Origin of the sequence: Marivita sp. S0852, assembly GCF_046591575.1 — a bacterium.
In the GTDB taxonomy this organism is placed as follows: Bacteria; Pseudomonadota; Alphaproteobacteria; order Rhodobacterales; family Rhodobacteraceae; genus Marivita.
On the sequence record NZ_JBIQWA010000006.1, the window covers coordinates 84,202 to 95,689 of the forward strand.

An 11,488-nucleotide genomic window follows, 5' to 3' on the forward strand; every position below is an offset into this window, starting at 1 on the left:
CAGGGGCCAGTGCTGGACGCTGGCGACCTGTGCGGGTGGCGAAACATGTGTCGGGGGCGTAAATGCCATTCCTTGCCCGATCATGCCACCACACAATTTCGGTCACTTCCCGTCACGCAACATGGACCGGCAACCCGTACCGCGCCATCAGGTCAGGACATGGTCTGTCGCGGACAAGGCCGGGGGCGGGGTGCGGTCTGTTGCTTCGGCGGCCGACACCTCGATCAGCCGGCACATGGCGTCGAGCGGAAGGCCGTTCTTGATGGCGCGGAAGGGGTGTTCCAATTCATTTGTCACAGCTTGCAGGCCAAAGAACACATAGGCCACCACCGCCACGAAGAACGGCACAAACGGACCTGCTGCTTCGAGAAGGGCAAAGGGCAGCAACAGACAATACAGATAGGTCGTGCGCCGGATCAGCAGGGAATAGACAAAGGGCAGCGGCGTTGAGGCGATGCGTTCGCACCCGGCCTGATGCCGCCCCAGCGACAGGATGATTTTCGCAAACGCGAGCTGGGCGAACCCGGTGATCTGGTCCTTGGCCTGCAGCTGTCTTACGGTTTCAGAGATCGTGCGCAGCGCGGCGTCTGCGCTGTTTGTTTTGCCAGCCAGTTGCGCGGCGGATTCGGCACCGATCCAAGGCGCGGCATCTTTGGTGACATCAACGCGGCGCAGCGTGCCGCGGTGAAAATGGGCAAAGGCCACGGCGGCATCCAGAATGGTTTTGCGTGGTGCCATGTCGGGCACGAACATGTCACAGATTTTGGCGAGATTCCGGATTTCGGAAATGATGCCGCCCCAAAGCTTGCGGCCTTCCCACCAGCGTTCATAGGCGGCGTTGTTGCGGAACCCCAAAAACAGCGAAAGCGCTATCCCGAACACGCTCATCGCGGTGAGCGAAACGCTTGGGACAAACGCCACCACATCGTCCAAAAACATGACCGCGACGGAAAAGGCGGTAAAGCCCACAATCTTGCCAATGATCTGAGGCACCACTGACCCCTGCATTTCGAAAAACAGGGTCCATCCCGAGGGCTGTTCTTTGACAATCATTGCCTGTCTCCTGTGCCGCAGCCAATCAGTAGCGGCTCTGCTCCGGAGTGCAAGAACGGTCGCCGGGATGGGCGGTGTCAATCATTGTCGCTGAGCGCGGACCCGGCCCCTGCGCGCGACGCTTCGGTGGCGGGCACGGTGGTGCGCATGGCAAATGTGTTGAGCGCTGCGATGGTCTGCGCGGTTGTGTGCGCATTGGGCCGCGTGACCGTGCCAGAGCGATGCGGCGCGGCGGTTCTGACAGCCAGCGTCAGCGGTTCGGCCGCGTCAGACAGGCTGGGTTCGGCCGTGGCAAGGCAGTCTTTGTCAGGGTCGATCACCAGAGTGCCGCCCGGCCAGGTGAGGTCCAGCACCAGATCCCGGGTTTCGGCGATATGGGTCAGGAACGGCACAAGCAGGATCGGCGCGGCAACAGGGCCAAGCGCAATCCTACACCCCGCGACCGGTCCTTCGGGAAGGGCTGCGTAATCGCACAGCGTTGCACCCAGAATGATGGGGCACAGGGGGTTGCCCTTGCTGTTTTGCCATGTTCCGGGCGTGATTGTGGGGCACAGATCGGCCCAGTCGCGGCCATCGGCGCGCTTGAGATGGGCACATAGATGGGTCGGGCCGTCGATGCCGTGCGACACCAACCAAGACGCGGCAAAGCCAGCCTCTTCGGCCATGCCCCAGCTCATGCCCGCGCCGCGCGCGGCTTTCATGCAGAGCGATGCCACCTCGTTGCACGACAATTGGGCGGTCTGGCCGTCCTGAAAAAACGGCATGGTTTCGCCGCGTGTCTGGTCAAGAGGCGCGCGCGTCATTGTCCGCGCTCCTGCTGGATTTCATCCGGAAAAGGGGCACCGGCAAACAGGTTGATCCGCACCCAGCGGTCAGAGCGCGGGTCAAATTGGCTGGCCCCAAAGAACGCCAGCTTGCAGCGCAGCAGATCAATCGGCAGCATATCGGCGGCAATCAGATTGTCGCGCACTTCGGCATAGGGATGATGCTGTGCGATCTGGGCGCGGCGCACGGCGTAGCGGTGCTCTGGATGCGCCAAAAGCAGCGCCGCGACCGGTGTGGTGGCGTCATACCCCTTGATCACCTCATACAGTTCACTGATCAGCCGCGCGATGCACAAGGGTTGTTCCAGCGTCGCACCCTCTTCTGTGGCGCGTTCGCCCAGACGCGGTTCAAGCTTTTCCTCCGACACGTACCAAAACCGCGCGACATTCTCTGGTGTGCTGAAATCAATCGACAGCGCCCAGGCGTAGTCGGTTTCCAGGATATGGCGCAGGTCCCGGATTTTCATTGCACCGTTGAGCCGGAAACTGGCCGCTTCATCGGCCCCCATGTGATCGGCCAGATCGTCAATCAACGCGCCATGAGGTTCCAGCATCAGCGTCAAAAGCGCCTCCTGGCCTTCATAGGTCAGCGTGTCGCTGCCCCATCTCCAAAGCGCATCCCATGGGTGGTCGCCCGTATTGTCCCATGTCTTGAGGTGGGTGCCGATCAAGGCGAGATCCCGGTGCAGATCGTGCAGTTTGCGCAGCTGTACGGGATGATCCGAGTGCCAGACATCTGCGTTTTGCACGAAGGCGTGCACTGTCCGATGCAGGTCGGCCACGGCATCTGCGCTGGCCTTTGGCTGCGCCCGCACACGCGCCAGAGCCTCTTCGCGCGCCATCATCCAATTGTTGAGCAAGACCGGATGGCGCACCAGAAACGGGGCCATGCCAAGGCCGGTTGAATTGCCGACCCCCAGATTGCGCCGCGTGTCGCGGTCAAGCTTGACCGCGCGGTCGCCGCCTTTGACGGCGGCCATATGTTCGACGATATCCACGGTGAACGCCCGGATCAGCCAAACGGTGAGCATTTCGACCTGAAACGGCGCGGCAAGCTCGGGGCGTTCGGCGATGTCGGTGCGGTCAGAGGCCCCGAATTTTCCCGATCCGTAAACGGCGGTTGTGCGCATGAGATAGCCCACCGCCGCGATTTCGTCCGGGTCGGGCTGGCGGCCCTGGGACAGGGCGGTGACGACATGCTCAAACAGCCGCACAGACCGGTTCGCGCGCGCCAGTGTCAGTTCATTGGTGCTGATGCGGCCCGCTTCCTGATAGGGGACGTTTTGTGCCAGGCGGGCGATGTCGTCGGGTGTCGGATCTCCGTCGAACAGGGTAAATGTTGCGTCCCAGGCGGTTGCGATCACCCGATCCGACCGCATCTGCGGGGGCAGATCATGGGCAAAGGCGACAAGGCTGTAGGTGCGCTCTGCGCCTTTGACGCGGTAAACGCCGTGGCCCACGCCGTTGGCGTCAACCTCCCATACCGGGCGGTCGATCTGCCAGTCGGATTGCCGAAGCCTGCGCAACAGCACCCGCAGAAAGGACAGGCGCGTGGGGTGGCCGCTGCCCATGCGGGCAAGGCGCATCACCTCTGATGCGGGACGTCTGTAGCGGGCGGTGTCCCGGTCTGGGCTTTGTGTGGTGACAGACATCGCAAGTCCTCCCAAAAATGCAGGCTGTGGTTCATGCGGCGCGGCACAGGCGCGCCACATATGCCGGTTCAGGCCGACGCCGTCTTGGGCGCGCGTCCCAGCATCAGTGTGATGCGCAACGCGTCCCACACCGACGGCAGCAGGATCAGGGACACCGGCACGGCTGTCACCACGATAAAGCTTTGCAGTTTGCCGATACCGCCCGCCCCGGTCGAGATCAGGATCAACGCCATCACACCCATGGCCAGCCCCCAGAACGCGCGGATCGCGGTTGAGGGTTCCCCCGAAGTCATGGTGGTCGAGATCACATAGCTCATGGAATCGCTGGTGGTGGCCACGAAACACATGGTCAGCACCAGAAACAGACCCGACAGGATCAGACCCATGGGCATCGCCTGGGTGATCGCCAAAAGGCCCGCAGGCAGGTTAAAGCCCTCGAACGGGCCGGAAATGACACCCGGCTGCGCGATTTCAAAGAAAATTCCCGATCCGCCGATGATGGTGAACCAGAAGTTGGTGATCAGCGGGGCCATGATCGACAATGTCAGAATGATCTGACGGATCGACCGGCCGCGGCTGATGCGGGCAATGAACACCGCCATCAACGGGCCATAGCCCATGAACCAACCCCAGAAAAACACCGTCCACCAGCCCAGCCAGCCGGCATCGCCAAACAGCCCCGCATCGCCGCGATACATCGCCATGTCAAAGAAATGCGTGGCATAAACCTGCATGCCGCCGAAAAAGCCCGCGAAGATGTCGGTTGTGGGGCCTGCGATCAGCATGAACGCCAACAGCACAACGGCCAGGATCACATTGATCTGCGACAGGATCTTGATGCCTTTGGACAGACCGGTGATGGCCGAGATGACATAGACGCAGACAAGTGCTAGAATGGCGATGGCCTGTGTGGTGAACGTATCGGGAATGCCGGTCAGTTCATTGAGGCCGTAAGACATCTGCAAGCCAAGAAAACCAATCGGTCCGACCGTGCCCGCAACCACGGCAATGATGCACGACGCGTCAGCAATCACGCCAATCGGCCCGGTCAGCGCGCGATCCCCGAACAGCGGGTAAAGCAATGTGCGCGGTGCGAGTGGCAAGCCCTTGTCATAGTGGTAATGCATCAGCATGACCGTGGTCAGCGACCCAAGGATCGCCCAGGCCAGAAAGCCCCAATGCAGATAGCTTTGGGCCAGGGCGGCATGGGCCTGTGCCTGCACGTCATCGCCCAGATCGCCGAACACCGGCGGGGGTGACAGGAAATGGGCAATCGGCTCTCCGGCGGCCCAGAACACGCCGCCACCTGCCAGCAGGGTGCACATGATCATCGACGCCCAGCTGAAGGTGCTGAATTCGGGCAGGCTCAATCCGCCCATCCGGGTTTTCGATCCGGGCAGAACGCACAGCACCAGACCGATCAGAAAGGTGGCCAGCAAAAGGATTTGCCAATACAGCCCGAAATACTTGGCCGAGACCGCAAAACTGTTGTCGACAAGCGTGGACAGCCCGTCGATGTCGAAAAATGCATAGGCACAGAACAGCGCAATAAAGCCGCCCGTGATGGCAAAAAGCGCCTTGTCGGTGCCGCCAGAGAACAGACCGGGTGTCTTGGTCGTGTCGCTCATTTCAAATCCTCCCATAAGCGATGAAGCACGGCCTATTCGGCGGCACTTTGAATGTTTTTGGGCGCTGTCTGCGCGCCAAAGCTCTTGTCGAAAAAGGCAAACCAGTTGTCGCCCATCACGCCATCTGTCGTGGCCGCGTCCAGACCTGCCGCCCGCAGGCCCGCGCGGATGCCCGCCAGATCGCGGTTGTCGTTGAACCATGTCGGCATCGGCGGGAAGCCCGCGTTGTCCGCCGAGCCTTCGCCATAGTCGATGGTCTTGCTCCAGCGGCCCACGCGCATCCATTCCACGATGCTGTCGGGCTGGTCCTGGCACAGATCGGTGCCGATGCCGACGTTGGTTGGCCCGACCAGATCAACAGCCAGCGCGGCCATATCGCACCACGATTGCAACGTGCAATTTCCGCCGTCCCTGAGGTGGTGCGGATAGGCAGACAGGCCCAGAAACCCGCCCGACGCCCCAAGCGCGCGCAGCAGATCGTCGGATTTGTTGCGCAGCGCCGCGTGCCAGCTGGCGGGATTGGCGTGGCTGATGGTGATGGGGCGGGTGGAGTGTTCGATCGCTTCAAAAGTAGAGCGTTCACCGGAATGGCTCATGTCGACCACAAGCCCCACGCGGTTCATTTCGGTCACAACCTGTTTGCCCATGCGGGTCAGGCCGGTGTCGTCCTTTTCGTAACAGCCTGACGCCAGCAAGGATTGGTTGTTATAGGTCAGCTGCATAAAGCGCAGGCCGAGCGTGTGCAGGATTTCGACAAGCCCGATGTCATCCTCGATGCAGGACGGGTTTTGCGAGCCGAAAAAGATCGCGGTGCGCCCGGTTTCGCGGGCAATGCGCACATCGTTGGCGGTGCGGCCCTGAAAGATCAGATCGGGGTGTTTTTCAAACCAGCGGTTCCACTGCTCCATGACCAGCACGGTTTCGCGGAACGTCTCGTGATAGGTGATGGTCACATGCACCGCATCCACGCCGCCCTCGCGCATCTGGCGAAAGATCTTTTCCGACCAGTTGGCGTATTGCAGACCGTCGATCAGATAGGTCATTTGGGTTCACCTGCGGATACATAGGCGGTTTTGACCGTGGTATAGAATTCCGCCGCATAGCTGCCCTGTTCGCGGGGACCAAAGCTGGATGCGCCGCGCCCGCCGAAGGGGACGTGATAATCGGTGCCTGCGGTGGGCAGGTTCACCATGACGGTGCCTGCGCGCATATTGGCGCGGAAGTGGCTGGCGCGGGCCAGTGAGGTGGTCATGATGCCAGCGGTCAGGCCGAACTGCGTGTCATTGGCGACCGAAAGCGCCTCGTCGTAGCTGCCGACGCGTTGCACGGCGGTGATGGGGGCGAACATTTCTTCGCGGTTGATCTGCATGTCGTTGCGGGTGTCGGCAAAGACGGCGGGGGCCATGTAATAGCCCTCGGTCGGCATCTCCAAACGGTCGCCACCGCACAGCAACTCTGCGCCTTCTGCTTTGCCGATGTCGATATAGTCGAGGTTTTGTTTCAACTGGGTTTCGCTGACCACCGGGCCAAGCTGTGTGCCGTCCGCAAGCGCGTGGCCCACCTTCATTGTTTTGGCCGCCGCGACCAGCTTTTCGACAAAGGCGTCATGCACGGCGGAATGCACAATGAGGCGGCTGGCAGCGGTGCATTTCTGGCCCGTGCCGCCAAAGGCCGATCCGGCCGCATGGGCCACAGCCAGATCCAGATCGCAATCGTCCATCACGATCAGCGGGTTCTTGGACCCCATCTCCATCTGCACCTTGGTCATGTTCTGCACCGCTGCGGCCGCAATGCCGCGCCCGACCGGAACCGAGCCAGTGAAGCTGATCGCGTCCACCTGTGCGCTTTCCACAAGGCGCTGACCCACGTCACGACCGGGGCCTGCGACCAGATTGAACAGACCTTTGGGGATGTCCTGACGCGTGATGATATCGGTCAGGGCAATCGCGCTGGCCGGCGTGACATTGGCGGGTTTCCACACAACCGCGTTGCCAAAGGCCAACGCAGGCGCAATTTTCCAGGCGGGCGTTGCGACAGGGAAGTTCCAGGGGCTGATGATCGCCACCACGCCCACCGGTTCGCGGCGCACGTCAATCTCGATACCGGGGCGGACGCTTTCTGCCAGATCGCCGTGCTGGCGCAGAACCTCTCCGGCAAAGTAGGTAAAGAACTGCCCGGCGCGATACACCTCGCCCTTGCCTTCGGCCAGCGGCTTGCCCTCTTCACGCGACAGCAGGCGGCCAATCTCTTCGGCGCGCTGCATCAATTCGGTGCCAATCGCCATCAGAACATCGTGGCGTTTCTGGATGCCAGCCGCCCACCAGGCAGGTTGCGCGCGGCGCGCGGCGGCCAGGGCCATGTCAAGCTGGCCCGCGTCGGCCTGGGCATACATCCCGATCAGATCCGAGGTGTCCGACGGGTTGCGGTTTTCAACCTGTGTGGCACCGTCTGTCCACGCGCCGTCAATATAAAGTTGCGTGCGATCCGTCATGGATGTCTCCTGTTTTTACGCCTCCAGTCTAGACGAAGGGCGTAAATTCAGTCATTCTGAATCAGCTGAAAGTTTCTTCAGGTTTTCTGAATGTCGATCAAACTTGAAATGCTCCGGACGTTTGTGGTGGTCGCCGGGCAAGGCACCCTGTCCGGTGCGGCGGCGGTTCTGGGGCGGACGCCCTCGGCGGTGTCGATGATGCTCGCGCAGCTGGAAGAGACCATTGGCGCGCCCCTGTTCGAGACGGATCGGAAAAACCGGCTGACCCCGTTGGGCCAGCTTGTTCTGGAGGACAGCCAACGCGCAACGGAGGTGTTTGACAAAAGCGTCGACGCGATCCGCCGTCACGCGATGTCAACCGCGGGCATTGTGCGCATCGCTGCTGTGCCCTCGGCCACGGTCGCCCTTTTGCCGGATGTGATCGAGGCCTTCCGGATCAGCCACCCGGAGGTGCGCATCGAAATCAGTGATGTCGACACCGCAGCCGTGCGACGGCGTGTGCAGCGTGACGAGGCCGATATCGGTATTGTTTCGGCCCAACCCGACGCGCCAATGGAAGGCGAGTCTATCCTGTCTGATGATCTTGGGATTGTCTGTGCCGAAGGTGGACCGATTCACCGGGCGCATCTTACTGCACAGGGCGCGTCCGATTGGGGGCTGCTGCGTCTTGAGCCGTTGATCGCCAATCCGCTGTGTGACCTTGTCGATGATCCGGTTGTCACGGCCATGCGTCCGGCCAGCACGCTGGAGGCACGCAACACAACGGCCATACTGTCTTTTGTGCGGCGCGGGTTCGGTGCCAGCATTCTGCCCTTTGACGCGGTCCGCAACCAACCCGATGGGGTGGAGTTCTTTGTCCCGGCCCAATCGGTCAGCCAGCGGCAATTGCGCAAGGTCAGGTCCGGACAAACGCCGATGCGCGGTCCGGTTCTGGCATTCTGGTCGCTTTTGGCGCGCTAGCCGGTCCGGCCGGGCATCCGACGGATTGTCACGACGATGTACCGGCTGCGGGCTTTGCGCTACATAGCGGACATGAATCATCTGTCAGACACTCAACCGGACATCACCATTATCGGGGGCGGCGTTGTGGGCCTGTCTGTCGCAATGGGGCTGTTGCAGGCCGGGCACAACGTGCGGATTCTGGACGGTGCCGATGGCGATGCGCGGGCGTCTCAGGGCAATTTCGGATTGGTCTGGGGGCAGGGCAAAGGATGGGATTTCCCGCCCTATGCCAAATGGACAAGCGACGCCCTGACCGCCTGGCCGGATTTTGCCGATAGGCTGCAGCGGGTGTCGGGCATTGACGTGTCGCTTGATCAATCGGGCGGGTATGAGTTTTTCACCGACAAGGCCGAGATGGACGAATTTGCCGGCATGCTGGCGCGCCAGCAGGACATTGTGGGCAACCGTTTCAGCCACGACATCCTGAGCGGCGACGAACTGCGCCGAGAGATCCCCGGCATCGGGCCGGATGTTGTGGGGGCCACGTTTTCGCAGCTTGACGGGCATGTGAACCCGCTGCGTCTGCTGCGCGCGCTGCGCATCGCGGTGACCGCATTGGGCGCGCAGGTGGTGTCGGAGGCGCATGTCACCGGGATCACCGCAGTGTCCGGGGGCGGGTTTGATCTGAGGCTGGCAAACGGGGACAGCCTAGGCACGGAGCGGGTTGTGCTTTGCGCCGGGTTGGGCGCGATGACACTGGCGGCGGATCTTGGGTTTCGAACCGAAATCCGCCCGCAACGCGGAGAATTGTTGATCACCGAAAAGATCAGGGACCGGCTCCCGTTCCTGTCCAGCACGATCCGGCAGGTGGATGAAGGCGGCGTGCAGATCGGCGGCACCAAGGCAGATGTGGGACTGGATGACAGCGAAACACTGGACGTCATGGCCGGGCTGGCGCGCCATGCTGTGCAGGTGTTTCCCGCGCTTGCCGATGTGCGGGTGGTGCGGGCCTGGGGCGCGCTGCGAGTGATGTCGCCGGACGGATACCCGGTATATGCCCGGTCGCGGGACCATGCGGGTGCCTATCTTGTGACCTGTCACAGCGGTGTGACGCTGGCCTCTTTGCATGGCTCGCTGTTGACGGATTGGATCGACGAAACCTCAAACGCACCGGATCTGGAGGCCTTTGATGACCATCGCTTCGCGGTTTAGCACCCCCTCCCCAGAGGACAGCGGGGTGGAGATCACCATTGATGGTGAGAGCGTGACCACTTCGCCCGGAATTTCTGTTGCGGCGGCGTTGCTGGCGCAGTCGGGGGCCGCGACCCGGCACACCCGCGAGGGGCAGGGGCGGGCACCCTATTGCATGATGGGCGTGTGCTTTGACTGTCTGGTCGAGGTGGACGGCCTGCCCAACACGCAGGCCTGCATGACGCCTGTGCGCGAGGGGATGGTCGTGACCCGCCAAAGTGGCCTGCGGGGCATTTCCGGGGGGGGCGATGACACGGTTTGATCTGATTGTGATCGGCGCGGGCCCGGCTGGCATGTCTGCGGCGGCCATCGCGGCAGAGGGCGGCCTTCGGGTGCTGTTGCTGGATGAACAGCCGCGCGCCGGGGGGCAGATTTACCGTGATGTTGGCCAACAGCGGGGCGCGACCGACTGGCTGGGCGCAGAGTACGGGGCCGGTCATCGCTTTGTGGCAGCGCTGGATCATCCCGGCATCACCGCGCAGTTCGGCGCGACGGTCTGGCGCGTGGAGCAGGCAGGGCCGCGCGTGATCTGGTCGCAGGCCGGTGTCAGCCATGTTGCCACCGCACCGCATGTGCTTTTGGCCAGCGGTGCCCAAGAGCGCCCGGTGCCGTTTCCGGGCTGGACAGTGCCGGGTGTGATGTCGGTTGGCGCGGCGCAGATTTTGATGAAATCGGCCGGTATGATGCCCAAAGACGCGGTATTGGCGGGGTCTGGTCCATTGTTGTATCTGGTTGCAGCCCAGATGATCGACGCAGGATCGCCGCCCAAGGCCGTGCTTGAAACGCAGACGCCGGGCAGCATGTTGCGGGCGGTGCCGTATCTGCCAAAGGCGTTGCTTGGCCTTCCGACCCTGTTGAAAGGGCTTGGCCTCTTGCGAAAGATCCGCGCGGCCAGAGTGCCGCGATTGACCGGGGTCAAACAGATCAGGGCGGAGGCGGACGCGGCGGGCCTGCTTGCGATCGCCTATCGTCATAAGGGCCGCGACGCGACCCTGACGGCGGCGCTTTTGCTGGTGCATCAGGGTGTCATCCCGTCAACCCATATGAGCCGGTCCGTGGGAATACCGCATGTCTGGAACCCGGCGCAGAGGGCGTATCAGCCGGTCACCGATGCGTGGGGCGGCACGGCGGTGGCCGGTCTGCATGTGGCCGGGGATGGCGCGGGGATCGGCGGGGCCGAGGCGGCTGCGGCATCCGGTGAGCTGGCTGCGTTGAACATCCTATATCACCTGGGGCGGATCACTGCGGATGCGCGCCTGCAGCGGGCCTCTGACGCGCGGGGCAGGTTGGCGCGGTTTCGTGCCATCCGCCCCTTTCTGGATGCGGCCTATGCGCCCCCCACCGAGATCCTGTCGCCCGCCGATGACACCATCATTTGCCGATGCGAAAGCAAAACCGCCGGGGATTTGCGACAGAGCCTGCAAGAGGGGGCGACCGGTTACCGGCAGGTCAAGACATCGCTGCGGATTGGCATGGGCCCGTGTCAGGGCCGGATGTGCGATGCCACCGTGCGCGGTATCCTGAGCGCCAGCGGGGCAGGAGAGGCGCAGCCCATCGCCGCGCCGCGGGCGCGCACGCCGATCAAGCCGGTGACGCTTGGCGAATTGGCGGCGCTGGCCCCGGATCAGGCGCCGCCTGGCTGAGCCA

General features: G+C 62.7%; 10 protein-coding genes. 4 read left to right on the forward strand and 6 right to left on the reverse strand.

Going from position 1 to position 11,488, the window contains the following annotated elements:
• Positions 1-147: 147 nt before the first annotated feature.
• The 6 genes from ACG74X_RS14535 to ACG74X_RS14560 all read right to left on the reverse strand — a co-directional run bounded on the left by ACG74X_RS14535 (position 148) and on the right by ACG74X_RS14560 (position 7,648).
• Positions 148-1,053 (reverse strand): bestrophin family protein, encoded by a 906-nt coding sequence (locus tag ACG74X_RS14535; RefSeq protein ID WP_411235764.1) that lies wholly within the window; start codon positions 1,051-1,053, stop codon positions 148-150.
• Positions 1,054-1,130: 77 nt separating this feature from the next.
• Positions 1,131-1,856 carry a DUF3726 domain-containing protein gene (locus ACG74X_RS14540; protein ID WP_411235765.1) on the reverse strand — a complete coding sequence of 242 codons (726 nt, stop codon included), beginning with the start codon at positions 1,854-1,856 and terminating at the stop codon, positions 1,131-1,133.
• Positions 1,853-3,529 carry a hypothetical protein gene (locus ACG74X_RS14545; RefSeq protein WP_411235766.1) on the reverse strand — a complete coding sequence of 559 codons (1,677 nt, stop codon included), beginning with the start codon at positions 3,527-3,529 and terminating at the stop codon, positions 1,853-1,855. Before ACG74X_RS14545 ends, ACG74X_RS14540 begins: the two co-directional genes overlap by 4 nt.
• Positions 3,530-3,597: 68 nt before the next feature.
• Positions 3,598-5,157 (reverse strand): BCCT family transporter, encoded by a 1,560-nt coding sequence (locus ACG74X_RS14550; protein WP_411235767.1) that lies wholly within the window; start codon positions 5,155-5,157, stop codon positions 3,598-3,600.
• A gap of 32 nt (positions 5,158-5,189) precedes the next feature.
• Entirely contained in the window at positions 5,190-6,200 is a 1,011-nt protein-coding gene (locus ACG74X_RS14555) for a membrane dipeptidase (RefSeq protein WP_411235768.1), read from the reverse strand.
• Positions 6,197-7,648 (reverse strand): aldehyde dehydrogenase family protein, encoded by a 1,452-nt coding sequence (locus ACG74X_RS14560; RefSeq protein WP_411235770.1) that lies wholly within the window; start codon positions 7,646-7,648, stop codon positions 6,197-6,199. The genes ACG74X_RS14555 and ACG74X_RS14560 overlap by 4 nt, the downstream gene beginning before the upstream one ends.
• Positions 7,649-7,738: 90 nt before the next feature.
• Between ACG74X_RS14560 and ACG74X_RS14565 the strand changes: the two genes are divergently transcribed.
• From ACG74X_RS14565 to ACG74X_RS14580, 4 genes are all read left to right on the forward strand, one after another.
• Positions 7,739-8,608, forward strand: coding sequence for a LysR family transcriptional regulator (locus ACG74X_RS14565; protein ID WP_411235771.1), 870 nt, complete (start codon positions 7,739-7,741; stop codon positions 8,606-8,608).
• A 72-nt stretch (positions 8,609-8,680) separates the two neighbouring features.
• Complete coding sequence (locus tag ACG74X_RS14570; RefSeq protein WP_411235772.1) at positions 8,681-9,802, forward strand: NAD(P)/FAD-dependent oxidoreductase; 1,122 nt, start codon at positions 8,681-8,683, stop codon at positions 9,800-9,802.
• On the forward strand, positions 9,780-10,103 hold the full coding sequence (locus ACG74X_RS14575) for a (2Fe-2S)-binding protein (RefSeq protein ID WP_411235773.1): 324 nt from the start codon (positions 9,780-9,782) through the stop codon (positions 10,101-10,103). Before ACG74X_RS14570 ends, ACG74X_RS14575 begins: the two co-directional genes overlap by 23 nt.
• On the forward strand, positions 10,090-11,484 hold the full coding sequence (locus ACG74X_RS14580) for an FAD-dependent oxidoreductase (protein WP_411235774.1): 1,395 nt from the start codon (positions 10,090-10,092) through the stop codon (positions 11,482-11,484). Before ACG74X_RS14575 ends, ACG74X_RS14580 begins: the two co-directional genes overlap by 14 nt.
• Positions 11,485-11,488: the final 4 nt, after the last annotated feature.

Bases quoted from the DNA above. Each gene is read 5' to 3' on its own strand.
- ACG74X_RS14575 (WP_411235773.1), top strand. From the start codon at position 9,780: ATGACCATCGCTTCGCGGTTTAGCACCCCCTCCCCAGAGGACAGCGGG.
- ACG74X_RS14540 (WP_411235765.1), bottom strand. From the start codon at position 1,856: ATGACGCGCGCGCCTCTTGACCAGACACGCGGCGAAACCATGCCGTTT.
- ACG74X_RS14550 (WP_411235767.1), bottom strand. From the start codon at position 5,157: ATGAGCGACACGACCAAGACACCCGGTCTGTTCTCTGGCGGCACCGAC.
- ACG74X_RS14555 (WP_411235768.1), bottom strand. From the start codon at position 6,200: ATGACCTATCTGATCGACGGTCTGCAATACGCCAACTGGTCGGAAAAG.
- ACG74X_RS14535 (WP_411235764.1), bottom strand. From the start codon at position 1,053: ATGATTGTCAAAGAACAGCCCTCGGGATGGACCCTGTTTTTCGAAATG.
- ACG74X_RS14580 (WP_411235774.1), top strand. From the start codon at position 10,090: ATGACACGGTTTGATCTGATTGTGATCGGCGCGGGCCCGGCTGGCATG.
- ACG74X_RS14545 (WP_411235766.1), bottom strand. From the start codon at position 3,529: ATGTCTGTCACCACACAAAGCCCAGACCGGGACACCGCCCGCTACAGA.
- ACG74X_RS14560 (WP_411235770.1), bottom strand. From the start codon at position 7,648: ATGACGGATCGCACGCAACTTTATATTGACGGCGCGTGGACAGACGGT.
- ACG74X_RS14570 (WP_411235772.1), top strand. From the start codon at position 8,681: ATGAATCATCTGTCAGACACTCAACCGGACATCACCATTATCGGGGGC.
- ACG74X_RS14565 (WP_411235771.1), top strand. From the start codon at position 7,739: ATGTCGATCAAACTTGAAATGCTCCGGACGTTTGTGGTGGTCGCCGGG.